Raw genomic sequence first — 26,126 nt, 5'->3', positions numbered from 1 at the left:
CGGCGCCTCAGCCGTCCAGCGCCTCGCGCAGCGCGCGCTCGACGCGTGCGGCGAAGCCGGTCACGCGACCGTGCAGCCCCTCGGCGCGCGACGCGATCCGGTCGCGGTTCAGGAGGTGCGGCGGCCCGGTGCGGATGATGTGCGAGCACGACAGGTCCTCGCAGATGTAGGTGCCGATCGAGCTCCCGGTGTCGCCGCCGGGTCCGGCGAGCCGGGCGCTGAACATGCGGACCTGCGTCGCGGGCTGCGTCGAGTGGCACAGGGCGCACATCGCAGCGATGCCGGGCCGCATGCCGCCGGGTGCGGCGCGCACGACGAGCCCGACGAGCCGGTCGCCCTGCCAGAGCACCATGTAGCCGAGCCGCGACGAGTGCGGGTCTCGCCAGCCCAGGTACTCCCGCTCGGCCCAGATCGTCTCGTGCAGACCGGGGATGGGCAGCTGGTCGAGCTCGCGCGGCGTGGCGTTCACGAAGCACGCCCGGAGCTCGGTCTCGGTCACCTCGCGCATGGCGTCGAGGCTAGCGGACGCCCCTGGACGAGGAGGGGGTTTGCCGCCGTCGGGCCTCCACCCAGGAGAGTCCCGACGGCGGCAAGTCTGTGTCAGGCGGGCAGCAGCTGCCGCGCCTTGGCCATCTGGTCGGCCATGTGCTCGATCACGCGCACGACCTGCGACGAGTAGCCGTACTCGTTGTCGTACCAGACGTAGAGCACGAGGTGCCGGCCCGTCGCGATCGTCGCGAGGCCGTCGACGATGCCTGCCCGGTTGTTGCCGACGAAGTCGGTGGAGACGACCTCGGCGGAGTCGGTGAAGTCGATCTGCGCCCGCAGCGCGCCGGTGAGCGACGTCTGCCGCAGCAGCTCGTTCACCTGGTCGCGGGCGACGGGCCGCTCGAGCGTCAGGTTGAGGATCGCCATCGACACGTCGGGCGTCGGCACGCGGATCGCGTTGCCCGTCAGCTTGCCCTCGAGGGCGGGCAGCGCCTTCGCGACCGCCTTCGCCGCGCCGGTCTCGGTGAGCACCATGTTGAGCGCCGCCGAGCGGCCGCGGCGCGCGCCCTTGTGGAAGTTGTCGATGAGGTTCTGGTCGTTCGTGTACGAGTGCACCGTCTCGACGTGGCCGTGCTCGATGCCGTACGCCTCGTGGACGACCTGCAGCACCGGCGTGATCGCGTTCGTCGTGCACGACGCCGCGGTGACGATGGTGTCGGTCGCCGCGATGTCGTCGTGGTTGACGCCGAAGACGATGTTCTTGAGCGGGCTCTTGCCGGGCGCGGTCAGCACGACGCGCTCGACGCCCGGGCGCTGCAGGTGCTGGGCGAGCCCGGCCTCGTCGCGCCACCGGCCGGTGTTGTCCACGACGATCGCGCGGTCGATGCCGTGCGCCGCGTAGTCGACCGTGGTCGGGTCGTCGGAGTAGATGACCTGGATGAGCGTGCCGTTCGCGAGGATCGTCGACGCCTCGCGGTCGATCTCGATCGTCCCCTGGAAGGCGCCGTGCACGGAGTCGCGGCGCAGCAGGCTCGCGCGCTTCTCGAGGTCGTCCTCGCCGCCGCGGCGCACCACGATCGCGCGCAGGCGCAGCCCCAGGCCGCTGCCGGCGTGACCGATGAGGATGCGGGCGAGCAGGCGACCGATGCGGCCGAAGCCGTAGAGCACGACGTCGGTCGAGTCGTCCTGCGACCACGACGGCAGCTCGGCGACGTGCTCGCGCACCCATGCCTCGAAGCCGTCCGCCGGCGCTTCGCCGAGGATCAGCCCCAGGTCGAGGGAGATGCCTCGGAGGCCGAGCTCGTCGACGATGCGCAGCACGCGGATCGAGTCGTCGATGCTCAGCACGCGCTCGTCGACGCGGCGGGCCCACCGGTGGGCCTTCAGGATGTCGACCGGCGACTGGTTGACGAGCTTCTTGCCGTGCACGTGCGTGACGACGTCGCGCTCCCGGTACAGGCGGCCGAGGATCGGCACCGCGGACTCTGCGAGGGCGAGGCGGTCGAGCCACGCCTGGTGGGCGGTGTCGACTGCGGTGGATGACGTCGTGGGCACGTCTTCACGATAGGCAAGCCCGTGAGGCCGCTCGGGCCGATCCGGGGGTCAGGATGCGTGCAACGTCACCGTGGTGAAAGTTCCGCGGAACTTTCCCCCGCACCGCTCAGTCGACGTAGGACTTGCCGAGCTTCCAGTAGCCGGTGAACGTGATGCGGCGCTTGTCGATGCCGCGGTCGCGCACGAGGTGGCGGCGGGCGCCGGTCGCGAGCGACTGCTCGCCAGCGTTGTACGCGTAGCCGAACTCCTCGGGCATCCGCAGGCCGCGCAGCTCCTCGAGCGCCGCCTGGCCCTCGCGCACGTCGCCGCGCTCGACCCAGCGGATGTCGATGCCGGCCGGGCGGGCGAAGTCCTGGATGTCGTCGCGGTGGCCGATCTCGATGACCGCGGTGCCGCGCGCGTCGTCGGCGAGCGAGCCGCAGATGCCCGCGATCGCCGGCAGCACCGACTCGTCGCCGACCATGAGCACCTCGCCCTCGAGGCCGTCGTCGTTGTAGAGCAGGCCCTCGTCGAGCAGCACGGCGCGCTCGCCCGGCCGCGCGGCGATCGCCCACGCGGCGCCGGGGCCCGGGTCCTCGTGGCAGACGAAGTCGATGTCGAGCTCGCCGGAGTCGAGGCGGAAGTCGCGCACCGTGTAGTTGCGGATCCACGGCCGGTGCGATGCGCGCATCGCCAGGTACTGCGGGAACCAGGTCGACGGGCTCTTCGGCACGCGCAGCTCGTCCTGGTCCTCGCGGCGCATGAAGAAGCGGAACCACTGGTCGTAGCCCTGCGGCGTCATCGCGTGCACCTCGTCGCCACCGAGGGTGACGCGACGGATGTGCGGCGACACCTGCTGGTTGCTGAGCACCTCGAGCTCGACGAACTTCGGTGCGACTGCTGCGACGCGCTCTGGTCCCGCCATGATGCTCCTCGGTGCTTCATCCTGTGGTGCGCCTCAGGTGAGGCAAGCCTTACCTGACAATGTAGCAAAGGGTCGGGACCGCCGTACGATCGAGGGAATGCAGCTCACTCCCCCTCGACGCCTCGCCGCGCTCTTCACCCTCGCGCTCGGCGGATTCGGCATCGGCACCACCGAGTTCGCGACCATGGGCATCCTCCCGCTCGTCGCGGCCGACCTCGTGCCGGGCTTCGGCGCCGATCCGGCGTCGGGCATCGCCCACGCCGGCTGGATCATCACCGCCTACGCGCTCGGTGTCGTCGTGGGCGCCCCGCTCGTGTCGATCTGGGCGGCGCGGATGTCGCAGCGCACGCTCGTGCTGCTGCTCGTCGCCGCGTTCGCCGTCGCCAACCTCGCGAGCGGGCTCATGCCCACCTTCGAGCTCACGCTCGTCAGCCGCTTCCTCGCCGCGATCCCGCACGGCGCCTACTTCGGCGTCGCCTCCCTGCTCGCGGCGCGCATCATGGGGCCCGGCAGGCAGGGCGCCGGCGTCGCGCTCGCGCTCTCGGGCCTCACGATCGCGAACGTGATCGGCGTGCCGCTCGGCACCTGGCTCGGCCAGGTCGCCGGCTGGCGCTGGACCTACGTCGCGGTCGCCGTGATCTTCGCCGCCACGCTCGCCCTCGCGCTCGCCTTCCTGCCGCGCGTCCCCGGCGACCCGACGCGCAGCGCGCGCCGCGAGCTCACGGCCTTCCGCAACCCGCGGCTGTGGCTCATGATCGCCGTCGCGTGCATCGGCTTCGGCGGCTTCTTCGCCGTCTACTCCTACGCGGCCGAGATCGTCACGCGCGTGGCGCTGCTCCCGGAGTCGGCGATCGCCTGGCTGCTCGCGACCGTCGGCCTCGGCATGACGATCGGCAACATCATCGGCGGCTGGGCGAGCGACAAGAGCATCCGCCGCACGATCATGACCGCGTTCCCGCTCTTCATCGTCACGCTCGTGCTGCTCGCGCTGCTCGGCGCGATGCCGGTCGCGCTCTACGTGCTCGCCTTCTGCTTCGGCGGCTCGAGCTCCGCGCTGATCCCGACCATCCAGGCCCGCATCATCCGCACCGCTGGCGAGGCCGAGCTGCTGGGCGCCGCGACGAACCACGCGGCCTTCAACGTGGGCAACGCGCTCGGCGCGGCGCTCGGCGGCGCGGTCATCGCGGCGGGCTTCGGCTACCTCGCGCCCGCGTGGCTCGGCGTCGTGCTCGCCGCCATCGGCTTCGCGCTCGCGCTCTGGAGCCTGCGCGTCGACCGCGGCCCGGACACCGCCGCGCACTCGATCGTCGCCACCGTACTCGGGCCCACCACCGCGGGCATCGAGGTGATCGACCGATGAGCGAGGTCGAGCAGCCCAGCGACACCTGGTCGACCGTGCTGTGGGACGACGAGGTGACGCTGCAGCCCTACGTCGTGCATGTGCTGATGCACCGGTTCGGCCTCACCCGCGAGCGTGCGCTCGAGCTCATGGAGCTCGCGCAGCGCGACGGCCGCGCCGTCGTCGCGCACGGCGCCCGCGAGGAGCAGGAGATGCACGTCGCCGGCCTCCACGGCGACGGGCTGCTCGCGACGCTCGAGCGGGCCGCCTCGTGAAGTCCTGGCAGACCGACGGCGACGGCGCCGCGTGCTCGATGCTCGCGGAGGAGGCCGACATGCTCGCGACGCTCGGCCGCCAGGTGCTCGGGCTGCACCGCGCCGTCATCGACCGCACGGCCGTCGAGTCCGACCCCGTGATGGCCCGGCTCTACCCGGACGCCTACGAGGATGCCGCCGACGCGGCCGAGTTCCGCCGCTTCGCCTCCGGCGACATCGCCTACGCGCGCATGCAGTCGATGACCCGCATGGTCGTCGACCTCGAGTCGGCGCTGCCGACCGAGGAGGGCGGCGACGTCGTGCGCATCGAGGTCGACGCGGCGGGCGCGGATGCGTGGCTGCGCGCGCTCGGCGAGGTGCGGCTCGTGCTGCACGTGCGCACCGGGCAGGACAGGGCGGAGCTGCCCGACGACGTCACCGACGACGACATCGCGCAGCTGCGCGACGTGATCGACTGGGTCGGCTTCGTGCAGGGGACGCTGCTCGAGGCGCTGGATGGGAGGATGCAGGGATGAGGTTCCTGTCGATCCAGTCGCACGTCGCCTACGGCCACGTCGGCAACTCCGCCGCCGTCTTCCCGCTCCAGCGCATCGGCCACGAGGTGTGGCCCGTGCTCACCGTCAACTTCTCGAACCACACGGGCTACGGCTCGTGGGGCGGCCCGCTCATCCCGGCCGACGACGTGCGCGCCGTCGTGCAGGGCATCGAGGACCGCGGCGTGCTCGGCACCGTCGACGGTGTGCTCTCGGGCTACCTGGGCGGCGAGGAGATCGTCGACGTCGTCATCGACGCGGTCGCGCGAGTCAAGGCCGCGAACCCGTCGGCGACCTACACGTGCGATCCCGTGATGGGCAACGCCACCTCCGGCTGCTTCGTCGCGCCGACGATCCCGCCGCTCATCCGCGAGAAGGCGCTCCCCCACGCCGACATCCTCACGCCGAACCAGTTCGAGCTCGGCTTCATGACCGAGACGTCGCCCGACACGATCGACTCGACGCTCGAGTCTGCCGACCGCGTGCGCGACCTCGGGCCCCGCACGGTGCTCGTCACGAGCGTGCTGCGGCCCGACCGCGAGGACGACACCATCGAGATGCTCGCCGTCGACGACGAGGGCGCCTGGATCCTGCAGACGCCCCGCCTGCCGTTCAAGGCGAACGGCTCGGGCGACGTCACGAGCGCCGTCTTCACCGCGCTCTACCGCGAGACCGGCTCGGCCGCGACGGCGCTCGAGCGCACCGCGTCGAGCGTCTTCGACCTGCTGCAGGCGACGCTCGACTCGGGCGAGCGCGAGCTGCGCCTCGTGCAGGCGCAGGACGCGTTCGCGCACCCGCGGATGCAGTTCCGCGCGCGGCAGGTGCGCTAGCGGTCACGCTCGTCGAGTAGCAGCCGGCGAAGCCGGCCGCGTATCGAGACGACCTACGTGCGGCGCTCGCGCTTCTCGCGCACGCGCATGTTCACCTGGATCGGCGACCCTTCGAAGCCGTAGTCCTCGCGCAGGCGACGCGTGATGAAGCGGCGGTACTGCGGGTCGAGGAAGCCCGTCGTGAAGAGCACGAAGGTCGGCGGCCTGGTCGAGGCCTGCGTCGCGAAGAGGATGCGCGGCTGCTTGCCGCCGCGCAGCGGGTGCGGGTGGGCGGCGACGATCTCGGCGATGAAGGCGTTGAGCTTGCCCGTCGGGATGCGCGTGTCCCACGACTCGAGCGCCTGCTCGAGCGCGGGCACGAGCTTCTCGAGGTGGCGGCCGGTGCGCGCCGAGATGTTCACGCGCGGCGCCCAGTCGACGTGCGCGAGGTCCTGCTCGATCTCGCGCTCGAGGTAGCGCCGGCGCTCGTCGTCGAGCTGGTCCCACTTGTTGAAGGCGAGCACGAGCGCGCGGCCCGACTCGAGCACGAGGTCGACGATGCGCACGTCCTGCTCCGAGAGCGGCTCCGTGACGTCGAGCATCACGACCGCGACCTCGGCCTTCTCGAGCGCGGCCTGCGTGCGCAGCGTCGCGTAGAAGTCGGCACCCTGCTGCAGGTGCACCCGGCGGCGGATGCCTGCCGTGTCGACGAAGCGCCACACCCGGCCGCCGAGCTCGATCTGCTCGTCGACGGGGTCGCGCGTCGTGCCCGCCATCTCGTTGACGACGACCCGCTCCTCGCCGGCCGCCTTGTTGAGCAGGCTCGACTTGCCGACGTTCGGGCGTCCGAGGATGGCGACGCGGCGGGGTCCGCCGATCTCCTCCTTCGCGACCGCCGAGATCTCGGGCAGCTTCTCCATCGCGAGGTCGAGCATGTCGGCGACGCCGCGGCCGTGCACGGCCGAGACCGGGATCGGCTCGCCGAGGCCGAGGCTCCACAGCGACGAGGCCTCGAGGTCCTTGCGCGCGTCGTCGGACTTGTTGGCGACCAGCAGCACGGGCCGGTTCGACTGACGCAGCATCCGCACGACGTGCTCGTCGGTCGAGGTCGGGCCGACGTTGACGTCGACGACGAAGAGCACCGCGTCGGCGAGGTCGACGGCGATCTCGGCCTGCTGCGCGACCGACTTGTCGATGCCGCGCGCGTCGGGCTCCCACCCGCCCGTGTCGACGAGCGTGAACTGGCGACCGGACCACTCCGCCTTGTAGGAGACGCGGTCGCGCGTCACGCCCGGCGTGTCCTCGACGACGGCCTCGCGGCGGCCGAGGATGCGGTTCACGAGCGCGGACTTGCCCACGTTCGGGCGGCCGACGATCGCGAGCACCGGCAGCGCCGGCATGATGCGGATCGCGTCAGGGCCCGCGTCGGCCAGGTCGAGGAGGGCGGCGTCCTCGTCGTCGAGCTCGTAGTCGGCGAGGCCGGCGCGCAGCGCGGAGACGCGTGCCTCCTCGGTCTCGGCCGGGTCAGTGGCGTCGGTGGCGTCGATGGCGTCGTCGGACGCGAAGTTCTCGTCAGTCATGGCTCTCCTCGGTCACGAGGCGCACGATGGCCTCGACCGTCTCGTCGAAGGTCAGGTCGGTGGAGTCGACGACGGTCACGCCGTCGGCTGCGGTCATGAAGTCGGACACCGTCGAGTCGGCGGCGTCGCGGGCGGTCAGCCTGGCGCCGACCTGCTGGTGGTCGCCGCCCACGTCGCCGAAGCGGCGACGGATGCGCACGGCCTCGTCGGCGGTGAGCAGCACCCGCACGTCGGCGTCGGGCGCGACGACGGTGGTGATGTCGCGACCCTCCGCGACGATGCCGGGCTCGGCGTCGCGGATGATCGCGCGGAAGCGCTCGTTGACGGCGGCGCGCACGGCCTGCACGCGGGCCACGCCCGAGACTGCGGCGGAGATGCGCTCGGTGCGGATCGGCTCGGTCACGTCGTGGCCCGCGATCGTGACGCGCTGACCGGCCGCGTCGACGGTGACGTCGACGTCGAGCCCCTCGAGGGCCGCGATGACGGTCGGCTCGTCGTCGGTCGAGCCGCCGCGCTCGAGCACGAGCCAGGCGATCGCCCGGTAGGCGGCGCCGGTGTCGAGGAAGCGGAAGCCGAGCTCGCGCGCGACCGCGCGCGCGACCGACGACTTGCCGCTGCCCGCGGGCCCGTCGATCGCGACGACCGTGCTCGATCGGCTCATGCGACGACCTGCCAGCCGAGCGCCTCGAGCGCGTCGTGCAGGTGCACGACGGCCTCGGGCAGCACCGTGATCTCGGCGACGCCGAACTGGGCGCCCTCCGCGTGGTCCATCCGCACGTCCTCCAGGTTCACGCCCGCGTCGCCGATGTCGACGAGCAGCCGCGCGAGCTGGCCGGGGCGGTCGTCGACGCGCACCTGCACGCGCGTGAACCGCGTGTGCGTGCCGTGCTTGCCGGGGAGCCGCGCGACGCCCTCGTTGCCCGCCCGCAGCGCATCCGCGACGGCCTTGCGGCTGCCGGCGGCGTCGACGTCGTCGAGCGCGGCGACGAGCGTCGCGAGGTCGACCTGCAGCGCGCGCAGCTGCTCGACGACCGCGGGCGCGTTCGCGCCGAGGATCTGGATCCACAGCGCCGGGTCGCTCGCCGCGACGCGCGTGACGTCGCGCACGCCGCCGCCCGCGAGCCGGAGCGCCTCGTCGGGCGCGTCGGCGAGGCGCGCCGCCATGAGCGACGAGACGAGCTGCGGCACGTGGCTGATGATCGCGACCGACCGGTCGTGCTCGTCGGGGCTCGACTCGATCGGCACCGCGCCGAGGTCGAGGATGAGGTCGTCGACGAGGCTGCCGCGCTCGTAGGAGATGGCGTCATGGCCGGCGATCACCCACGGGCGCCCGACGAACAGGTCGCCGGAGCCGGCGAGCGCACCGGAGCGCTCGCGCCCGGCCATCGGATGGGAGCCGAGGTAGCGGCTGATGTCGGCGCCGAGCTCGCGCAGCTGCGCGAGCGGCACGGCCTTGACCGACGCGACGTCGGTGACGACGGCGTCCGGGAACGCCGCGAGCTCCGCGGCGACGACCTGCGCGGTGACGTCCGGCGGCACGGCGACGACGATGAGCTCAGGGCGGTCGCCCCGCTCGGCGAGGCGGCCGGCGCCGTAGTCGGCGGCGAGCCGCATCGCGGTCGGGCTCGCGTCGGCGAGCTGCACCTCGACGCCGCGCGCGGCGAGGCCCAGGCCGATCGACGTTCCGAGCAGCCCGGTGCCGACGATGCGCACGGGGCCGCGCAGGCGGTGGGTCACGAGTGCTCCTCGCAGGCGGTGGGGTGGGGGGTCAGCGCTGCGACCTCGAGATCGTGAGGATGGCGCCGCGTTCCATGGTAGTGAGTTCCCGCACCTGCCCCGACCGCAGCGTGCCGAGGTGCAGCGGGCCGAAGCTGCGCCGCACGAGCTCGACCACCGGGTGGCCGACGTGGTCGAGCATCCGGCGCACGATGCGGTTGCGGCCGGAGTGGAGCGTCAGCTCGACCATCGAGTGCCCGCGCGACGGCGTGCCGACGAGCCGCGCCGCGTCGGCGTGGATCTCGCCGTCGTCGAGCTCGAAGCCGTCGAGCAGCCGGCGGATGACCCGCTGGTCGACCGTGCCGCGCACCTTCGCGACGTAGGTCTTCTCGACCCCGAACGACGGATGCGCGAGCACGTGCGCGAGCTCGCCGTCGTTCGTGAGCAGCAGCAGGCCGGAGGTGTCGGTGTCGAGCCTGCCGACGTTGTAGACGCGCTCCTCGATCGGGTCCGTGAACTCGCGCAGGTCCGGCCGCCCCTGCTCGTCGGCCATGGTCGAGACGACCCCGGTCGGCTTGTTGAGCATGAGGTAGCGCTTGGTCGCGTCGAGCTGGATGGCCGTGCCGTCGACGAGCACCTGCGCGTCGGGGCGGATGCGGCTGCCGAGCTCGGTCACGACGGCCCCATCGACCGAGATGCGGCCGGCGACGATCATGTCCTCGACGACGCGACGGCTCGCCACGCCGGCGGCGGCGAGCACCTTCTGCAGGCGCTCGCCCTCGGCGCTCGGATCGGTGGGGGTCACAGGCTCAGCTCCTCTTCGCCGTCGGGCAGCAGCGGCGAGATCGGCGGCAGCTCGTCGAGCGAGTTGAGGCCGAGCTGCGTCAGCAGCAGCTCGCTGGTCTCGTAGTGGATCGCACCCGTCTCGGCGTCGGCGAACGCCTCGCGGATGAGGCCGCGCCCGAGCAGGGTGCGCACGACCGAGTCGACGTTGACGGCGCGGATGGCGGCGACGGCGCCGCGCGTGATGGGCTGCTTGTAGGCGATCACGGCGAGCGTCTCGAGCGCCGCCTGCGACAGCCGGGTCGGCTGCTGCGTGAGCACGAAGTCGGCCGCGTCGACGTCATAGGCGGCGCGCACGTACACGCGCCAGCCGCCACCGACCTCGCGCAGCTCGAAGCCACGCTCCGGACCGTCGCCGCGCCCGTCGTAGTCGGCGCGGAGCGCCTCGATCGCGGCCTTGACGTCCTGCACCGGCGCGCGCAGCGCGGTCGCGAGGTGCACGGCGCCCTGCGGCTCGTCGGCGACCATGAGGATCGCCTCGATGCGACGCTCGAGCGGCAGGTGCGAACGATCGACGACCGCCTCGTCCGTCGCCGCATCCGTCTCATGCATGGTCATAGTCTGCCCCCAGCGCGACGAGGTCCTCGTCGCGGAAGTCGTGGCCGGTCCAGCTGATCGAGAGCTCGCCGAGCGGCTCGAGCTGCTCGAAGGTGACGGCGGCGTGGCGGTAGAGCTCGAGCACGGCGAGGAAGCGCGCGACGATGACGCCGCGCGTCGCCTCGCCGGCGATGAGCTCGCGGAAGGTGGTCGTGCCCGACTGCCGCAGCCGCGCCACGATGTGCGCGGCCTGCTCGCGGATCGAGACGAGCGGCGCGTGCAGGTGCGCGAGGCCGACCGTCGGCAGCTCCTTCGGCGTGAGCGCGAGCAGCGCGAGGGCCGCGAAGTCGTCGGCCGAGAGCGTCCACTTGAGCTCCGGCGTGCGCTGCCGGAACCGCTCCTCGAGCCGCACCGAGCGCGCGTGGCGGTTCGACTCCTCGCCGATGCGCTCCGACATCCAGAGCGCCGCCTGCTTGAAGGCGCGGTACTGCAGCAGCCGTGCGAACAGCAGGTCGCGCGCCTCGAGCAGCGCGACGTCCTCGCTGTCGACGACGTCGCCGGCGGGCAGCAGCGAGGCGATCTTGAGGTCGAGCAGGGTCGCGGCGACGACGATGAACTCGCTCGCCTGCTCGAGCTCCTCGTGCGTGTCGAGCGTGCGCACGTAGGCGATGAACTCGTTCGTGACGCGGCCGAGCGAGATCTCGGTCACGTCCATCGACCGGTTGCCGATGAGCGTCAGCAGCAGGTCGAACGGCCCGTCGAAGTTGTCGAGCGCGAGGCGGAAGCCGCGCTCGTCCTCGTCAGGCGATCGCGCCACGGGCGATCAGCTCGCGCGCGAGCTGGCGGTGCGCCTCGGCGGCCGCATGCTCGGGCGCGAACTGGGTGACGGGCTGGCCGGCGACGGATGCGTCCGGGAACTTCACCGTGCGGCGGATGACGGTCTCGAGCACGATGTCGCCGAACGCCCCCACCACGCGATCCATGACCTCGCGCGCGTGCAGCGTGCGGGCGTCGTACATGGTGACCAGGATGCCGTCGAGCTGCAGCGCGGGGTTCAGGCGGTCCTGCACCTTGTCGATCGTCTCCTTGAGGAGCGCGACGCCGCGGAGCGCGAAGAACTCGCTCTCGAGCGGGATGAGCACGCCGTGCGCGGCCGTGAGCGCGTTCACCGTCAGCAGGCCGAGCGAGGGCTGGCAGTCGATGAGGATGAGGTCGTAGTCGTCGGCGACCCGGCGCAGCACGCGGGCGAGGATCTGCTCGCGCGCGACCTCGTTGACGAGGTGCACCTCGGCGGCCGAGAGGTCGATGTTCGCGGGGATGACGTCGAGGCCCTCGACGCTCGTGTGCTGGATGGCGTCCTTGGGGTCGAGGCGCGGGTTCAGCAGCAGGTCGTAGATGGTGGTCGCGTCGTGGTTGTCGACGCCGAGGCCCGCGCTCAGCGCGCCCTGCGGATCGAAGTCGATGGCCAGCACGCGGCGGCCGTACTCGGCGACGGCGGCGCCCAGGTTGATGCTCGTCGTCGTCTTGCCGACGCCGCCCTTCTGGTTGCACATCGTCACGATGCGCGCGGGGCCGTGGCTGCGCAGCGGCTTCGGCTCCGGGAAGTCGCGCATCGGGCGCCCGGTCGGCCCGAGCGCGGGCGCCTCCATGCCGGCCAGGGTCTCGTTGCGCGTGCTCACGCCTCCGAGTCTAGGAACGCCCGGCCGCTTCGCCGCGCAGGCCGTCGCGGCGTGTATCTCAACCTCTGGTTGAGCCTCAGGGAGCGCTCAGCTCCACGGGAAGACGCCGGAGTAGGCGTTGAGCGCCGGCTGCCCGCCGAGGTGGGCGTACAGCACCGTCGAGTCGCGCGGGATGTCGCCGGAGCGCACGAGGTCGATGAGGCCGGCCATCGACTTGCCCTCGTACACGGGGTCGATGATCATCGCCTCCGTGCGGCCGGAGGTGAGGATCGCGTCGATCGTCGACGCGACGGGGATGCCGTAGAGGTCGCCCGCCCACCCCTCGAGCACCAGGATCTCGTCGTCGCGCAGCTCGCGCTCGAGACCGATCAGCGCGGCGGTGTGCCGGGCGATGCGCGCGACCTGGTCGCGGGTCTTCTCGATGGTCGCGGATGCGTCGATGCCGATCACGCGCCGCGGCCGGCCGCCGGCGTCCTCGAGCGCCGCGAAGCCGGCGATCATCCCCGCGTGCGTCGAGCCGGTGACGGTGCAGACCACGATCGTGTCGAAGAAGACGCCGAGCCCGCGCTCCTGCTCGGCCACCTCGTAGGCCCAGCTCGCGAAGCCGAGGCCGCCGAGCGGATGCTCGCTCGCGCCCGCCGGGATGCCGTACGGCGTGCCGCCCGACTCCTCGACCTCGCGCAGCGCGTCCTCCCAGGAGTCGCGGATGCCGATGTCGAAGCCGGCCGGGTCGAGCCGGCTGTCGGCGCCCATGATGCGCGAGAGCAGCAGGTTGCCGACCTTGTCGTTCACCGGGTCGTCCCACTCGACCCACCGCTCCTGCACGAGCCGGCACTTGAGGCCGAGCTTCGCGGCCACCGCCGCGACCTGGCGCGTGTGGTTCGACTGGACGCCGCCGATCGAGACGAGCGTGTCGGCGCCCGAGGCGATCACGTCGGGCACGATGTACTCGAGCTTGCGGGTCTTGTTGCCGCCGAACGCGAGCCCTGAGCTCACGTCCTCGCGCTTCGCCCAGATGGCGGCGCCGCCGAGGTGCTTCGTGAGGTTCTCGAGCGGATGCACCGGGCTCGGCCCGAACGTCAGCGGGTAGCGGTCGAAGTCCGTGATGGCCATGGCCGATGGTATCTAGCGAGCCCTCGGATGCGCGGTCGTGTACATGTCGCGCAGCGTGTCCGCGGTCACGTGTGTGTAGATCTGCGTCGTCGCGACGGACGCGTGCCCGAGCAGCTCCTGCACGACGCGCACGTCGGCGCCGCCCTCGAGCAGGTGCGTCGCGAACGAGTGCCGGAAGGTGTGCGGCGAGACGTGCGGCACCTCCGCCTCCTCGGCGACGCGCTGGATGACCTCCCACGCCGCCTGGCGGCTGAGGCGGCCGCCGCGGGCGCCGAGCAGCAGCGCGGGCGTGCCGCGCCCGTTCGCGGCGAGCGCCGCCCTCCCCCGCACGAGCCACGCATCCGTGGCGGCGCGCGCGAACGAGCCGACCGGCACGAGCCGCTGCTTGCCGCCCTTGCCGGTGACCTTCACGAGCGACTCGCCGATGTCGTCGACGTCGAGCGCGATGAGCTCCGAGATGCGGGCGCCGGTCGCGTAGAGCAGCTCGAGCAGCGCGCGGTCGCGGAGCGAGGCGGGGTCGTCGCCGACCACCGTGTCGAGCAGCCGCTGCATCTGCGACACCGAGATCCCCTTCGGCAGCCGGGACGGCAGCTTCGGCGGGCGCTGGTCCTTCGCGACGTCGTCGGTGGCGACGCGCTCGTCGACGAGCCAGCGGTGCAGCGCCTTCACGGCCGACAGGTGCCGCGCCACCGACGATGCGGCGAGGCCGCGGTCGGCGAGGGACGAGCGGAAGGCGGCGACGTCATCGGCAGAGATCGTCGACGCATCCTTCACGCCGCGCGCCTCGAGCACCTCGAGGTAGCCGGTGAGGTCGCGCCGGTAGGCGGCGACCGTGTGCTTCGACAGGCCGCGCTCGATCGCCAGCTGCCGCAGCAGCCGCTCGACGGCCTGCTGGGGGCTCACCGGTGCAGCGGATGCCAGTCGAACGGCACGTCGACGGGGTGTGCGGCGAGCAGGTGCGCCGTGCCGCCGCCCGTGCGCATCGCCGCGAGCGCGAGCGCCGCCGACAGCAGGGTCGCGTTGTGGATCCGCATCGCGAGCGCCGCCTCGACGATCTCGTCGAGCGGCACCCAGCGCCGCTCCATCTCGGCCTCCTCGTGGAAGCGGTCGAAGGCGTCGGGCAGCTCGCGCACGTCGGTCGCGAGGTAGACGCGGATGATCTCGGTCGAGCCGCCACCGCTCGTCGAGACGTCGAGCAGCGTCTGCCAGCCGTCTGCCGCGAGGTCGGTCTCCTCGGCGAGCTCGCGCTTGGCGGCGTCGAGCGGGTCCTCGCCATCCACGTCGAGGAGCCCTGCCGGCAGCTCCCAGAGCGTGCCGCCGGCGGGATGCCGGTACTGGTGCACGAGCATGAGCTCGTCGCGCTCGTTGACCGCCGCGATCGCGACGGCACCCGGGTGCACGACGACCTCGCGGCGGATGCGGGTGCCGCCGAGCTCGAACTCCTGTGCCTCGACGTCCCACACCCGGCCGTCGAAGAGCCGCTCGCGCGCGAGCACGGGCTGCGCCCCGAGCGAGTCGGCGAGCATCAGTCCGTCGCCGCGTCGGTCTCGTCGGTCTCGTCGAACAGCTTCGACGCGCGCTGGCGGTCGAGCGCCGCCGCGACGAGGCCGCGGAAGAGCGGATGCGCTCGGTTCGGCCGGCTGCGCAGCTCCGGGTGCGCCTGCGTGGCGATGTAGAACGGGTGGCCGGGCAGCTCGACGTACTCGACGAGCGTGCCGTCGGGCGACAGCCCGCTGAACGCGAGCCCTGCGGCGCCGATCTCCTCGCGGTAGGCGTTGTTCACCTCGTAGCGGTGGCGGTGGCGCTCGTGCGAGACCTCCTCGCCGTAGAGGCGAGCGGCGAGCGAGCCCTCGGCGAGCTTCGCCTCGTAGAGGCCGAGGCGCATCGTGCCGCCCAGGTCGCCGCCGTGGATGTGCTGCTCCTGCTCCGCCATCGTCGCGATGACGGGCGCGGGCGTGGCCTCGTCGAACTCGGTCGACGACGCGCCCTCGATGCCGGCGAGGTTGCGCGCCGCCTCGATGACCATGCACTGCAGGCCGAGGCAGATGCCGAGCGTGGGGATCTCGTTCTCGCGCGTGAACTTGAGCGCGCCGAGCTTGCCCTCGATGCCGCGGATGCCGAAGCCGCCCGGGATGATGATGCCGTCGAGGTCGCCGAGCGCGGCCGCAGCGCCCTCGGGCGTCTCGCAGTCGTCGGAGCGCACCCACCTCACGTTGACCTTCGACTGGTTCGCGAATCCGCCGGCCTTGACCGCCTCGGTCACCGACAGGTAGGCGTCCGGCAGGTCGATGTACTTGCCGACGAGGCCGATCGTCACCTCGTGCTTGGGCTGGTGCACGTTGTCGAGCACCGGCTGCCAGCGCGACCAGTCGATGTCGCCGGCCGTGAGGCCGAGCTGCTGGATGATGTAGGTGTCGAGGCCCTGCTCGGTGAGCATGGTGGGGATGTCGTAGATCGAGGGCTTGTCGATCGCGTTGACGACCGCCTCCTCCTCGACGTCGCACATGAGCGCGATCTTCTTGCGGTTCGAGTCGGAGACCGGGCGGTCGCTGCGCAGCACGAGCGCGTCGGGCTGGATGCCGATCGAGCGGAGCGTCGCGACCGAGTGCTGCGTCGGCTTCGTCTTCTGCTCGCCGGACGCGCCCAGGAACGGCACGAGCGAGACGTGCACGAAGAAGACGTTGCCGCGGCCGAGCTCGTGGCGGATCTGGCGGGCCGACTCGATGAACGGCTGCGACTCGATGTCGCCGACCGTGCCGCCGATCTCGGTGATGATGACGTCGGGCTGCGGGTCGCCCTCCGACTGCAGGCGCATGCGGCGCTTGATCTCGTCGGAGATGTGCGGGATGACCTGCACGGTGTCGCCGAGGTACTCGCCGCGGCGCTCGCGCTCGATGACGCGCGAGTAGATCTGCCCGGTGGTGACGTTGGCCGCCTGCGACAGGTTCACGTCGAGGAAGCGCTCGTAGTGGCCGATGTCGAGGTCGGTCTCGGCGCCGTCGTCGGTCACGAAGACCTCGCCGTGCTGGAACGGGTTCATCGTGCCGGGGTCGACGTTGAGGTACGGATCCAGCTTCTGCATCACGACGTGCAGGCCGCGAGCGGTGAGGAGGTTGCCGAGCGATGCGGCGGTGAGCCCCTTGCCGAGCGACGAGACGACACCACCCGTGACGAAGATCTGCTTGGTCACCTTGGGTCTGGCGGCGGTCCCGTTTGCACTTTGGTTCACGGGCTTCGAGCCTATCCCACGACGGTGCTGTGAGCCAGCAGCTCGCGCGCGTGGGCGAGGGCCGTGTCGGATGCGCTGCCCGACAGCATGCGCGCCAGCTCGGCCAGGCGCTCGTCGCCCTCCACCAGGGCGACCTGGGACGCGGTGATGCGGCCGTCGGTGCCCTTCACGACGCGCACGTGGCTCTCGGCGAAGGCGGCGACCTGCGCGAGGTGCGTGACGACGATCACCTGGCAGTGCTGCGCGAGCCGCGCGAGCCGGCGGCCGATCTCGGTCGCGGCAGCGCCGCCGACGCCGGCGTCGACCTCGTCGAAGACCATGGTGGGCACGCTCTCGTCGGCGAGCGCGACCTCGATCGCGAGCATGATGCGGCTGAGCTCGCCGCCGGACGCGCCCTTCTGCACCGGGCGCGGGTCGGCTCCGGGATGCGGGGCGAGCAGCATCGTGACCCGGTCGCGGCCGTGCTCACCGAGGTCGGGCAGCTGCTCCACCTCGACGACGAGCCGCGCGTCGGGCATCGCGAGCGCGCGCAGCTCAGCGCCGACCGCCTGCTCGAGGCGGCGGGCGGCGTCGTGCCGCATCGCGCTCAGCCGGTCGGCCACCGCGGTCGCTGCCGCGAGGTGGGCCGCCTCCTCGGCGTCGAGCCGCGCGAGCTCTGCGTCGTCGCCCTCGAGCTCGACGAGCCGGAGCGCCGCGGGGGGCGCCGCCTCGAGCGCCTCGTCGAGCGCCCTGCCGATGCGCCGCTCGAGCGCCGTGAGCGCCGCGCGCCGCTCCTGCACCTCGTCGAGGCTGCGCTCGGGGCGCTCGAGGTCGTCGAGCGCGCGGACGATCGCCGACGACGCCTCCTGCAGCAGCGCATCCGCCTGCACGAGCAGGTCGAGCGCATCGGCGAGCGAGCCGTCGTCGCCGGCCGCGCGCTCCACGAGGCGCCGCGCGTGCCCGGCGAGCGTGACCGCGTCCGGCTCGTCCTCGTCGTTCGCGAGCGCGGCCCGCGCCTCGGCGAGCTGCAGCCGCAGCCCCTCGGCATGCTCGAGCCGGTGCGCGAGCGCTGCGAGCGCGTCCTGCTCCCCCGGCTGCGGGTCGACCGCCTCGAGGTCCTCGAGCTCGACGCGGATCGCGTCGGCCTCGGCCGCGCGCGCGTCGTGCTCGCCGCGGATGCGCGCTGCCGCGTCGCGCGCGTCGGCCCAGGCCGCGTGCTCGGCCCGGTACTCGGCGAGCAGCGCGCGGAGCGGCTCGCCGGCCGCGCGGTCGAGCGCATCCGCCTGCGCCTCCGCGGAGCGGAGCCGCTGCTGGTCGGACTGGCCGTGCACCGCGACGAGCCGGTCGGCGAGCTCGCGGAGCAGTCCCGCCGGCACGGCGGCACCGCCGGCCTGTGCTCGGGACCTGCCGGCACCATCCCCCGTGCGCGTGAGCGCCCGGCCGAGGATCAGCTCGCCCTCGTCGACGCTGCCGCCGGCGTCCTCGACGAGCGCGACCGCCTCCGGGTCATCGACGATCCAGACGCCCTGCACCGCCGCGCGCTCCTCGCCCGCGCGGATGACGCCCGCATCGGCGCGCTCGCCCCGCAGGAGCGCGAGCGCCTGCACGAGCATCGTCTTGCCCGCACCCGTCTCGCCGGTGATCGCGGTGAAGCCCGCGCCCACCGGCACCCGCGCCTCGTCGATCACGCCCAGCGAGCGGATCGTCAACTCGTCGAGGCGGGTCACGGTCGCGGCCGCCGGAAGCCCTCGACGGGCAGGTGGAACTTCGCGACGAGCCGGTCGGCGAACGGCGCCCGCGAGAGGCGCGCGAGGCGCAGCGGACGCGCGTCGCGGGTCGCCTCGATGCGGGAGCCCTGCGGCAGCGGGAACGAGCGGCGCGAGTCGCACCACAGCATCGCCGCGCTCGTGGAGTCCTCCGCGATCGTCACCGCGAGCGTCGACGTGGGCGCCACGACGAGCGGCCGGGTGAAGAGGGCGTGCGCACCGAGCGGCACGAGCAGCAGCACCTCGGCGGTCGGCCAGATGATCGGGCCGCCGGCCGAGAACGAGTACGCGGTCGAGCCCGTCGGGGTCGCGAGCAGCACGGCATCGGTGCCGAACGACGAGATGGGGCGCCCGTCGATCTCGAGCAGCGTCGAGATCATGCGGCCGGCGCCGACCTTCTCGATCGCCGCCTCGTTGACCGCCCACGTCTCGTGCACGAGCTCACCGTCGTCGAAGACGCGCACGCGCAGCGTCAGCCGCTGCTCGACCTCGTAGTCGCGCAGCAGCGCGCGCTCGACCACCTCGGCGGTCTCTGCGACCTCCGCCTCGGCGAGGAAGCCGACGTGGCCGAGGTTGATGCCCAGCAGCGGTGCACCGATCTCGCGCTGCAGCTCGGCTGCGCGCAGGATGGTGCCGTCGCCGCCGAGCGTCATGATGAGCTCGACCTCGTGCTCGTCGCCCGGGTGGTGCGGCTCGACGGCGTCGAGGCCGTCGCGGCTGGCGAGCAGCACGTCGCGGTCCTCGCCGAGCACGACCGGGATGACGCCCGCCTGCAGCAGGCGGGCGGCGATGGACGCGGCCGTCGTGACCGCCTCTTCGCGTCCGGGGTGGAACGCGAGCAGGAACCTGCGGTCGCTCACCGTGCCTCCCTCGACAGTCGCGCGGACGCGTCCAGCCATTCTGTCGGATTCGCGCCGCCGGTCGCCGTGAGGTGCGCGAGGTACTCGAGGTTGCCGCGCGCGCCGACGATCGGGCTGGCGATGAGGCCGGCGGTGCCGAGCCCCGCATCCCACGCCGACCACAGCACCTGCTCGATCGCCTGCGCGCGCAGTCCCGGGTCGGTGACGATGCCCTCGCGCACGCCCGTCCTGCCCACCTCGAACTGCGGCTTGATGAGCACGATCCAGTCGGCGTCGGGCGCCGCGACCCCGCGGAGCGGCGGGATCGCGAGGCCGAGGGAGATGAACGAGAGGTCCGCGGTGACGAGCGTCGGCGGCGGCTCGATCGCGCCGGGCTGCAGGTCGCGCACGTTCGTGCCCTCGATGAGGGTGATGGGGTGCGCCGCGACGTCGAGCTGGAACTGGTCGTGCCCGACGTCGAGCGCCGTGACGTGCTCGGCGCCCCGCGCGAGCAGCACCTGGGTGAAGCCCCCAGTCGAGGCGCCGGCGTCGAGGGCACGACGTCCTGCGGGGTCGACGGCGAAGGCGTCGAGCGCGGCGAGCAGCTTGTGCGCCGCGCGCGACACCCAGGCATCGCCGCCGGAGACCGCGACGTCGGCATCGGCAGCGACCCTGTGGCTCGGCTTCAGGACCGTTCGGCCGTCGACCGCGACGAGCCCCTCGGCGATGCGCTGCTGCGCCTGCGTGCGGCTGCGGACGAGGCCGCGCTCGACGAGCGCCTGGTCGAGCCGGACGGCGCCGGTGCCGGGCTCGTCAGCCACGCACCGCCCCGAGCTCGGCCTGCAGCCGGTCGTGGATGCGGGCGAGCTGGTCGGCGCGCTCCTCGAGCGGCTGCTGCTCGAGCAGGTCGAGCTCGTCGACGAGTCCGTCGACCGCGCTGTCGTGGTCGGTCATGCCTCCGAGGCTAGCGAATCGATCGCGGCCAGCTCGTCGGCGCGCGAGAGCCGCGTAGGGCTGTCGCGACCCGGGCCCAGGGCTCGCTCGTCGGCGTGCGCGGCCTCGAGCGTCGCCCGGAGGTGGCGGTGCGTCCCGCCCGCCGCGCGGTACCGGGCGCTCGAGCGCTGCGCGTGCGAGGCGATCGCCGCGGGCAGCGTGAGCGTGAGCGCGCGAGGCCCCGCCCAGTGCCCGATGTCGAGCGCGGCCAGCGCGTCGTCGGAGGCGAGCACGAGCTCGCCCAAGTGGCCCGCGACCTCCCTCGCCGTCGCGATGAGCCGGTGCAGCGCCGTCTCGGCGCCCACCGCGTTGACGACGTCGCTGCGATCCGGTGCGCGCTCCACCAGGAACGCGGCGAGGTCGCGCACGTCGATCGTCTGCGTCGGCTGATCCCTGGCCGGCACGAGCACCGGTCCGGTGCCGGCGAGCGCGAACCTGCCGACCCAGTAGCCGAAGCGCCCGCTCGGGTCACCAGGCCCTCCGATGAGCCCCGGCCGGACGATGGCGAGCCGCTCGCCGAGCCGTGCCCGCGCCGCGCGCTCGATCCAGGCCTTCGCCCCGGCGTAGTCGTCGCCGGAGCCGTCCTCGGGCACGAGGTCGTCGTCCTCGTCCGCGCCGACGGGCGCACCCTCGACGCGCTGCGCGGAGACCGACGAGACGAACGTCCAGTGCCGCGCCCGGTCGGCGAGCTCGTCGAGCGCGCCCGACGCGTGCGTGGGCACGCTCGTCACGTCGACGACCTCATCCCACTCCCCTTCGAGCGCGTCGTAGGCGTCGTGGCGGTCTCGGTCGCCCACCACGAGGTGGGCGCCGTCCGCGACCGGTCCCCCCGTCCCGCGCGCGAGGCACACGACCTCAGCGCCCTCCGCGACGTGGCCCGCCGCCACGAGCGCGCCGAGCCATCGCGTGCCGCCGAGCACGAGCACGCGCCGGGTCATCGTCAGTCGATCCCCGCTGCCCGCGCAGCCGCGACCGCGCCGCCGATGCCCTCGAGCCACGCGTCACCGTGGCCGGGGAGCACCGCGTTCGCCCCCGTGCGCTCCAGCACCTCGAGCGACGCGAGCGCGAGCTCCGGATCGTTCGTGGCCGCAGCCGCGACGACGCGCGGACCCGTCTTGGCCGTGTAGGGGTCGAGGGTGACGAGGGCGTCGCCCACGATGACCGCATCGCGGTCGGGCAGGTGCAGGGCGACGTGCCCATCGGTGTGCCCCGGCGTCGCGAGCACGCGCGGCGCGCCGGGCACGTCGAGCGTCGTGCCGTGCTCGAGCGCCGAGTGCTCACGGATGCCCTGGACTCCGAGCGCGCCGACGTTCACCATCGCGGTGAGGATCGGCAGCGCCGCGGGGAACCGCAGCGGGTAGAGCAGCCTCGGCCGCGCGGGCCGGTAGCTGTAGGGATGCGCCGCGATCGGCGCGTCCGCCGGGTGGAGCCAGATCGGCACGCCCGCGTCGCGGAGCCCAGCGGCCATCCCGAGGTGATCGAAGTGCGCGTGCGTCAGCACGAGTGCTCGTACATCGGCAGCGCTGCGGCCGATCGCCGCGAGCGCACGCTCGAGGTGCCGATGGCTGGAGGGGAAGAGCGCGTCGACGAGAGTGATGGCACCGCCGTCCTCGATCAGGTACGCGTTGGCGGAGGCGTGCTGCAGCATGTGCACGCCCGGCGCGATGTCACGGCGGAACAGCGCGCGCTGTCGGCGCCGCACGGCACCGAGCGGTCGTTCGGAGGGGGTCGTCCTGCTCATGGCCCCCATCCCACTCCAGCGGCCTGGGAACCGCCAGAGCCTCATGCTGGTCACCCGGGGGTAGCGTCGGGTCGTGCCCGCAGCAGCCGCCGGTCTCCCGCCAGCGGGAACGCCGGTGCCGACGGCCATCGTGCGCATCGCCGGCGACGACGCAGTGACGCTCGTCTGGCAGAACGAGCTCGGCGGCATGACGGCGCGCATCGAGCGGCCGAGCGGAACGCTCTTCGCGAAGTGGGATCCCGCCGACAGCCCGGCCTCGCTCGCCGGCGAGGCGCAGCGCATGCGTTGGCTCGCGCGGGCAGGCATGCGGGTGCCTGTCGTCGTCGGGCTGCTGAGGGACCCGACCGGTGATGTCCTCATCGCCGAGGCGATCCACGGGGTGTCCATCGTGACCGAGACGTCGCTGCAGCATCCGGAGCGCGCAGCAGCGGCGCTCGGCGAGGGCCTGCGGCGGCTGCACGCGCTGCCCGCCGCCGACTGCCCCTTCCCCGCGCCGTCCTGGGCCGCGTCGCAGCGGATCGACGACCCGGTGGTCTGTCACGGCGACCCCTGCGCACCGAACACGCTCGTCGCCGGAGGTGCCTTCGCAGGACTCGTCGACCTGGGTGACGCGGGCATCGGGGACCGTTGGTCCGACCTCGCCATCGCATCGTGGTCGTTGGCATGGAACGGACTCGGCGCTGCCGAGCCGGCGTTCTGGGACGCCTACGGCGCACGCAGCGACGCCAGGCGGCTCGCGCGGTGGCGAGCGCTCTGGGCGCCGCCTCTCTGAGCACGCTCGTACAAATGAAAAAAGGGGCCCCAGATCGTTCTGGGGCCCCTTTCCAAGGTAAGTCCGGCGGTGTCCTACTCTCCCACAGGGTCCCCCCTGCAGTACCATCGGCGCTGAGAGCCTTAGCTTCCGGGTTCGGAATGTGACCGGGCGTTTCCCTCTCGCTATGGCCGCCGAAACACTATCGATGTTTCAGTCTGCACAGCTCTCCACACGGTGTCGATGGGACACGGGGTGGAGGGCTGCAGTTCCCGACCGTCTATCGGGAACCACAAAGTGGACGCGAGCAGCAAGCTCATGTAGGTGTTATCAAATTATCGGCTTATTAGTACCGGTCAGCTTCATGGGTCTTTAGTCCCCACTTCCACATCCGGCCTATCAACCCAGTAGTCTGGCTGGGAGCCTCTCGCCCGAAGGCATGGAAGTCTCATCTTGAGGCCGGCTTCCCGCTTAGATGCTTTCAGCGGTTATCCATCCCGAACGTAGCTAATCAGCGGTGCTCCTGGCGGAACAACTGACACACCAGAGGTTCGTCCAACCCGGTCCTCTCGTACTAGGGTCAGATCCTCTCAAACTTCCTACGCGCGCAGCGGATAGGGACCGAACTGTCTCACGACGTTCTAAACCCAGCTCGCGTGCCGCTTTAATGGGCGAACAGCCCAACCCTTGGGACCTACTCCAGCCCCAGGATGCGACGAGCCGACATCGAGGTGCCAAACCATGCCGTCGATATGGACTCTTGGGCAAGATCAGCCTGTTATCCCCGAGGTACCTTTTATCCGTTGAGCGACAGCGCTTCCACAAGCCACTGCCGGATCACTAGTCCCGACTTTCGTCCCTGCTCCAGTTGTCACTGTCACAGTCAAGCTCCCTTGTGCACTTACACTCGACACCTGATTGCCAACCAGGTTGAGGGAACCTTTGGGCGCCTCCGTTACTTTTTGGGAGGCAACCGCCCCAGTTAAACTACCCACCAGGCACTGTCCCTGAACCGGATTACGGTTCGAAGTTAGATATCCAGAGTGACCAGAGTGGTATTTCAACATTGACTCCACCCGAACTAGCGTCCGAGCTTCACAGTCTCCCACCTATCCTACACAAGCCACACCGAACACCAATACCAAGCTGTAGTAAAGGTCACGGGGTCTTTCCGTCCTGCTGCGCGTAACGAGCATCTTTACTCGTAGTGCAATTTCGCCGAGTTCGCGGTTGAGACAGCTGGGAAGTCGTTACGCCATTCGTGCAGGTCGGAACTTACCCGACAAGGAATTTCGCTACCTTAGGATGGTTATAGTTACCACCGCCGTTTACTGGGGCTTAAATTCTGAGCTTCGCTTGCGCTAACCCTTCCTCTTAACCTTCCAGCACCGGGCAGGCGTCAGTCCGTATACATCGTCTTGCGACTTAGCACGGACCTGTGTTTTTAGTAAACAGTCGCTTCCCACTGGTCTCTGCGGCCTTCAAACGCTTCCGGCAGCTAGTGCCGTCACGCCTCAGGCCCCCCTTCTCCCGAAGTTACGGGGGCATTTTGCCGAGTTCCTTAACCACGATTCTCTCGATCTCCTTGGTATTCTCTACCTGACCACCTGAGTCGGTTTGGGGTACGGGTGACTAGAACCTCGCGTCGATGCTTTTCTAGGCAGCATAGGATCACAGACTTCCCTCTAAGGGTTCGGCAAAGCTCTCAGGCTATGTGTGGGACGGATTTGCCTATCCCACGCCCTACGGCTTACCCGGACTCAACCATCGGCCCGGTTCTGCTACCTTCCTGCGTCACACCTGTTAATACGCTAGCCGCACCAGCATAGGGTCGAGTGCTAGCCCAAGGACGTCACCCCGAAGGGATCGGTCCAAGGATTCGGACTCTTAGCATTACTGGATTGACTTGGGCGGTTCTTCGCCAGCTCAGGAGTATCAACCTGATGTCCATCGACTACGCCTGTCGGCCTCGCCTTAGGTCCCGGCTTACCCAGGGAAGATTAGCTTGACCCTGGAACCCTTGGTCTTTCGGAGGACATGTTTCTCACATGTCTTTCGCTACTCATGCCTGCATTCTCACTCGTGTGGCGTCCACGGCTGGATCACTCCGCCGCTTCACTCGCCACACGACGCTCTCCTACCAATCCGTACGCCTGGACCGCTTTTGAGGGCGGCCGAGCTGTTGTACGAATTCCACGACTTCGGTGATGTGCTTGAGCCCCGCTAAATTGTCGGCGCAGAATCACTTGACCAGTGAGCTATTACGCACTCTTTCAAGGGTGGCTGCTTCTAAGCCAACCTCCTGGTTGTCTAAGCAACTCCACATCCTTTTCCACTTAGCACATGCTTAGGGACCTTAGTCGGTGGTCTGGGTTGTTTCCCTCTCGACGATGAAGCTTATCCCCCACCGTCTCACTGCTGCGCTCTCACTTACCGGCATTCGGAGTTTGGCTGACGTCAGTAACCTTTTGGGGCCCATCGGCCATCCAGTAGCTCTACCTCCGGCAAGAAACACGCAACGCTGCACCTAAATGCATTTCGGAGAGAACCAGCTATCACGAAGTTTGATTGGCCTTTCACCCCTATCCACAGCTCATCCCCTCAGTTTTCAACCTAAGTGGGTTCGGTCCTCCACGAGGTCTTACCCTCGCTTCAACCTGGCCATGGATAGATCACTTCGCTTCGGGTCTAGGACATGCGACTGAATCGCCCTATTCAGACTCGCTTTCGCTACGGCTACCCCTCACGGGTTAACCTCGCCACATATCGCTAACTCGCAGGCTCATTCTTCAAAAGGCACGCTGTCACAGCTACTAAGGCTGCTCCAACGGTTTGTAAGCAAACGGTTTCAGGTACTATTTCACTCCCCTCCCGGGGTACTTTTCACCTTTCCCTCACGGTACTTGTCCGCTATCGGTCATCTGGGAGTATTTAGGCTTACCAGGTGGTCCTGGCTGATTCACACGGGATTTCTCGGGCCCCGTGCTACTTGGGATGAACCTCACGCCATCGCATGGTTTCGGCTACGGGATTGTCACCCTCTTCGATGGACCTTTCCAAGTCCTTCGCCTACCACGGTCTGTAACGTTCGCTGCTCGGCAGAGCAGCTGAGATGTCCCACAACCCCGATCGTGCAACGCCTGCCGGCTATCACACACGATCGGTTTAGCCTCTTCCGCGTTCGCTCGCCACTACTTACGGAATCACTGTTGTTTTCTCTTCCTGTGGGTACTGAGATGTTTCACTTCCCCACGTTCCCTCTACCCGCCCTATATATTCAGGCGGGAGTCACTGGGTCGGCACGCCGCCCAGCGGGGTTTCCCCATTCGGAGATCCTCGGATCGAAGCTTGTTTATCAGCTCCCCGAGGCTTATCGCAGATTACTACGTCCTTCATCGGCTCCAGATGCCAAGGCATCCACCGTTTGCTCTTAGAAATTTGACCACATACATGAGTA

General features: G+C 70.6%; 25 protein-coding genes and 2 rRNA genes. 5 read left to right on the top strand and 22 right to left on the bottom strand.

Translation table 11 applies throughout. The features are described from left to right. Positions 1-7: 7 nt before the first annotated feature. The 3 genes from EDD26_RS09985 to EDD26_RS09975 all read right to left on the bottom strand — a co-directional run bounded on the left by EDD26_RS09985 (position 8) and on the right by EDD26_RS09975 (position 2,947). Positions 8-508 carry an FBP domain-containing protein gene (locus tag EDD26_RS09985; RefSeq protein ID WP_123697576.1) on the bottom strand — a complete coding sequence of 167 codons (501 nt, stop codon included), beginning with the start codon at positions 506-508 and terminating at the stop codon, positions 8-10. Between the two features lie 92 nt (positions 509-600). Continuing rightward, the gene (locus EDD26_RS09980) at positions 601-2,043 is read right to left on the bottom strand and encodes a glyceraldehyde-3-phosphate dehydrogenase (RefSeq protein ID WP_123697575.1); all 1,443 of its coding nucleotides are present in this window, start codon (positions 2,041-2,043) and stop codon (positions 601-603) included. Between the two features lie 106 nt (positions 2,044-2,149). Beyond that, on the bottom strand, positions 2,150-2,947 hold the full coding sequence (locus tag EDD26_RS09975) for a siderophore-interacting protein (RefSeq protein WP_123697574.1): 798 nt from the start codon (positions 2,945-2,947) through the stop codon (positions 2,150-2,152). A gap of 97 nt (positions 2,948-3,044) precedes the next feature. Here EDD26_RS09975 and EDD26_RS09970 point away from each other — a divergent pair, with 97 nt between their 5' ends. Genes EDD26_RS09970 through pdxY form a run of 4 tightly spaced genes read left to right on the top strand, consistent with a single transcriptional unit; the run spans position 3,045 to position 5,924 of the window. Further along, positions 3,045-4,307, top strand: coding sequence for an MFS transporter (locus EDD26_RS09970; protein ID WP_123697573.1), 1,263 nt, complete (start codon positions 3,045-3,047; stop codon positions 4,305-4,307). Next, complete coding sequence (locus tag EDD26_RS09965) at positions 4,304-4,561, top strand: ATP-dependent Clp protease adaptor ClpS (RefSeq protein WP_123697572.1); 258 nt, start codon at positions 4,304-4,306, stop codon at positions 4,559-4,561. The genes EDD26_RS09970 and EDD26_RS09965 overlap by 4 nt, the downstream gene beginning before the upstream one ends. Then, positions 4,558-5,076, top strand: a complete 519-nt coding sequence (locus EDD26_RS09960; RefSeq protein ID WP_123697571.1) for a DUF2017 family protein — start codon at positions 4,558-4,560, stop codon at positions 5,074-5,076. The genes EDD26_RS09965 and EDD26_RS09960 overlap by 4 nt, the downstream gene beginning before the upstream one ends. Continuing rightward, on the top strand, positions 5,073-5,924 hold the full coding sequence (gene pdxY, locus EDD26_RS09955; protein WP_123697570.1) for a pyridoxal kinase PdxY: 852 nt from the start codon (positions 5,073-5,075) through the stop codon (positions 5,922-5,924). The genes EDD26_RS09960 and pdxY overlap by 4 nt, the downstream gene beginning before the upstream one ends. 53 nt (positions 5,925-5,977) lie before the next feature. On the opposite strand, the gene der is transcribed toward pdxY, so the two are convergent. The 17 genes from der to EDD26_RS09875 form a co-directional block, all read right to left on the bottom strand. Beyond that, entirely contained in the window at positions 5,978-7,483 is a 1,506-nt protein-coding gene (gene der, locus EDD26_RS09950; RefSeq protein ID WP_123697569.1) for a ribosome biogenesis GTPase Der, read from the bottom strand. Further along, positions 7,476-8,144 (bottom strand): (d)CMP kinase, encoded by a 669-nt coding sequence (gene cmk / locus EDD26_RS09945; protein ID WP_123697568.1) that lies wholly within the window; start codon positions 8,142-8,144, stop codon positions 7,476-7,478. The genes der and cmk overlap by 8 nt, the downstream gene beginning before the upstream one ends. Further along, positions 8,141-9,220, bottom strand: a complete 1,080-nt coding sequence (locus EDD26_RS09940) for a prephenate dehydrogenase (RefSeq protein WP_245989846.1) — start codon at positions 9,218-9,220, stop codon at positions 8,141-8,143. Before EDD26_RS09940 ends, cmk begins: the two co-directional genes overlap by 4 nt. A gap of 31 nt (positions 9,221-9,251) precedes the next feature. Beyond that, positions 9,252-10,004 (bottom strand): pseudouridine synthase, encoded by a 753-nt coding sequence (locus EDD26_RS09935; RefSeq protein ID WP_245989845.1) that lies wholly within the window; start codon positions 10,002-10,004, stop codon positions 9,252-9,254. Further along, the gene (gene scpB, locus EDD26_RS09930) at positions 10,001-10,600 is read right to left on the bottom strand and encodes an SMC-Scp complex subunit ScpB (protein WP_123697567.1); all 600 of its coding nucleotides are present in this window, start codon (positions 10,598-10,600) and stop codon (positions 10,001-10,003) included. The genes EDD26_RS09935 and scpB overlap by 4 nt, the downstream gene beginning before the upstream one ends. Beyond that, positions 10,587-11,396: a segregation and condensation protein A gene (locus EDD26_RS09925; RefSeq protein ID WP_123697566.1), complete on the bottom strand. Its 810-nt coding sequence runs from the start codon at positions 11,394-11,396 to the stop codon at positions 10,587-10,589. Before EDD26_RS09925 ends, scpB begins: the two co-directional genes overlap by 14 nt. After that, positions 11,380-12,228 (bottom strand): ParA family protein, encoded by an 849-nt coding sequence (locus EDD26_RS09920; RefSeq protein WP_123698533.1) that lies wholly within the window; start codon positions 12,226-12,228, stop codon positions 11,380-11,382. The genes EDD26_RS09925 and EDD26_RS09920 overlap by 17 nt, the downstream gene beginning before the upstream one ends. Positions 12,229-12,345: 117 nt before the next feature. Further along, a complete protein-coding gene (locus EDD26_RS09915) occupies positions 12,346-13,371 on the bottom strand; it encodes a 1-aminocyclopropane-1-carboxylate deaminase (protein WP_123697565.1) in 1,026 nt (341 codons plus the stop codon). A 12-nt stretch (positions 13,372-13,383) separates the two neighbouring features. Then, positions 13,384-14,274 (bottom strand): site-specific tyrosine recombinase XerD, encoded by an 891-nt coding sequence (locus tag EDD26_RS09910; RefSeq protein WP_123697564.1) that lies wholly within the window; start codon positions 14,272-14,274, stop codon positions 13,384-13,386. Next, positions 14,271-14,897: an NUDIX domain-containing protein gene (locus EDD26_RS09905; RefSeq protein ID WP_123697563.1), complete on the bottom strand. Its 627-nt coding sequence runs from the start codon at positions 14,895-14,897 to the stop codon at positions 14,271-14,273. The genes EDD26_RS09910 and EDD26_RS09905 overlap by 4 nt, the downstream gene beginning before the upstream one ends. Next, a complete protein-coding gene (locus EDD26_RS09900; protein ID WP_170165604.1) occupies positions 14,897-16,561 on the bottom strand; it encodes a CTP synthase in 1,665 nt (554 codons plus the stop codon). The genes EDD26_RS09905 and EDD26_RS09900 overlap by 1 nt, the downstream gene beginning before the upstream one ends. A 50-nt stretch (positions 16,562-16,611) precedes the next feature. Beyond that, entirely contained in the window at positions 16,612-18,306 is a 1,695-nt protein-coding gene (gene recN, locus EDD26_RS09895; protein ID WP_123697561.1) for a DNA repair protein RecN, read from the bottom strand. After that, the gene (locus EDD26_RS09890) at positions 18,303-19,205 is read right to left on the bottom strand and encodes an NAD kinase (protein ID WP_245989844.1); all 903 of its coding nucleotides are present in this window, start codon (positions 19,203-19,205) and stop codon (positions 18,303-18,305) included. The genes recN and EDD26_RS09890 overlap by 4 nt, the downstream gene beginning before the upstream one ends. Next, complete coding sequence (locus EDD26_RS09885; RefSeq protein ID WP_123697559.1) at positions 19,202-20,005, bottom strand: TlyA family RNA methyltransferase; 804 nt, start codon at positions 20,003-20,005, stop codon at positions 19,202-19,204. The genes EDD26_RS09890 and EDD26_RS09885 overlap by 4 nt, the downstream gene beginning before the upstream one ends. After that, positions 19,998-20,138, bottom strand: coding sequence for a hypothetical protein (locus EDD26_RS14720; protein WP_170165603.1), 141 nt, complete (start codon positions 20,136-20,138; stop codon positions 19,998-20,000). The genes EDD26_RS09885 and EDD26_RS14720 overlap by 8 nt, the downstream gene beginning before the upstream one ends. Further along, the gene (locus EDD26_RS09880; RefSeq protein WP_123697558.1) at positions 20,135-21,115 is read right to left on the bottom strand and encodes a Rossmann-fold NAD(P)-binding domain-containing protein; all 981 of its coding nucleotides are present in this window, start codon (positions 21,113-21,115) and stop codon (positions 20,135-20,137) included. The genes EDD26_RS14720 and EDD26_RS09880 overlap by 4 nt, the downstream gene beginning before the upstream one ends. Positions 21,116-21,117: 2 nt before the next feature. Next, positions 21,118-21,918, bottom strand: coding sequence for an MBL fold metallo-hydrolase (locus tag EDD26_RS09875; RefSeq protein WP_245989843.1), 801 nt, complete (start codon positions 21,916-21,918; stop codon positions 21,118-21,120). A 73-nt stretch (positions 21,919-21,991) separates the two neighbouring features. On the opposite strand from EDD26_RS09875, the gene EDD26_RS09870 reads away from it, so the two are divergent. Continuing rightward, positions 21,992-22,690 carry an aminoglycoside 3'-phosphotransferase gene (locus EDD26_RS09870; RefSeq protein ID WP_245989842.1) on the top strand — a complete coding sequence of 233 codons (699 nt, stop codon included), beginning with the start codon at positions 21,992-21,994 and terminating at the stop codon, positions 22,688-22,690. Positions 22,691-22,751: 61 nt separating this feature from the next. On the opposite strand, the gene rrf is transcribed toward EDD26_RS09870, so the two are convergent. Then, positions 22,752-22,868 (bottom strand): 5S ribosomal RNA (gene rrf / locus EDD26_RS09865). Between the two features lie 127 nt (positions 22,869-22,995). After that, positions 22,996-26,113, bottom strand: a 23S ribosomal RNA gene (locus tag EDD26_RS09860). Positions 26,114-26,126 lie beyond the last annotated feature (13 nt).

The sequence above is a fragment of the Agrococcus jenensis genome, assembly GCF_003752465.1.
Classification (GTDB): Bacteria; Actinomycetota; Actinomycetes; order Actinomycetales; family Microbacteriaceae; genus Agrococcus; species Agrococcus jenensis.
Note: the sequence above shows the minus strand (reverse complement) of the source record. Positions and strands in the feature narration are given on the sequence as shown.

What these genes read in the sequence shown, in the direction of transcription:
- pdxY (WP_123697570.1), top strand. Translation starts at nt 5,073, where the DNA reads ATGAGGTTCCTGTCGATCCAGTCGCACGTCGCCTACGGCCACGTCGGC.
- scpB (WP_123697567.1), bottom strand. Translation starts at nt 10,600, where the DNA reads ATGACCATGCATGAGACGGATGCGGCGACGGACGAGGCGGTCGTCGAT.
- EDD26_RS09905 (WP_123697563.1), bottom strand. Translation starts at nt 14,897, where the DNA reads ATGCTCGCCGACTCGCTCGGGGCGCAGCCCGTGCTCGCGCGCGAGCGG.
- EDD26_RS09875 (WP_245989843.1), bottom strand. Translation starts at nt 21,918, where the DNA reads ATGAGCAGGACGACCCCCTCCGAACGACCGCTCGGTGCCGTGCGGCGC.
- cmk (WP_123697568.1), bottom strand. Translation starts at nt 8,144, where the DNA reads ATGAGCCGATCGAGCACGGTCGTCGCGATCGACGGGCCCGCGGGCAGC.
- EDD26_RS09985 (WP_123697576.1), bottom strand. Translation starts at nt 508, where the DNA reads ATGCGCGAGGTGACCGAGACCGAGCTCCGGGCGTGCTTCGTGAACGCC.
- EDD26_RS09975 (WP_123697574.1), bottom strand. Translation starts at nt 2,947, where the DNA reads ATGGCGGGACCAGAGCGCGTCGCAGCAGTCGCACCGAAGTTCGTCGAG.
- EDD26_RS09965 (WP_123697572.1), top strand. Translation starts at nt 4,304, where the DNA reads ATGAGCGAGGTCGAGCAGCCCAGCGACACCTGGTCGACCGTGCTGTGG.
- der (WP_123697569.1), bottom strand. Translation starts at nt 7,483, where the DNA reads ATGACTGACGAGAACTTCGCGTCCGACGACGCCATCGACGCCACCGAC.
- EDD26_RS14720 (WP_170165603.1), bottom strand. Translation starts at nt 20,138, where the DNA reads ATGACCGACCACGACAGCGCGGTCGACGGACTCGTCGACGAGCTCGAC.
- EDD26_RS09920 (WP_123698533.1), bottom strand. Translation starts at nt 12,228, where the DNA reads ATGGAGGCGCCCGCGCTCGGGCCGACCGGGCGCCCGATGCGCGACTTC.
- EDD26_RS09915 (WP_123697565.1), bottom strand. Translation starts at nt 13,371, where the DNA reads ATGGCCATCACGGACTTCGACCGCTACCCGCTGACGTTCGGGCCGAGC.
- EDD26_RS09970 (WP_123697573.1), top strand. Translation starts at nt 3,045, where the DNA reads ATGCAGCTCACTCCCCCTCGACGCCTCGCCGCGCTCTTCACCCTCGCG.
- EDD26_RS09880 (WP_123697558.1), bottom strand. Translation starts at nt 21,115, where the DNA reads ATGACCCGGCGCGTGCTCGTGCTCGGCGGCACGCGATGGCTCGGCGCG.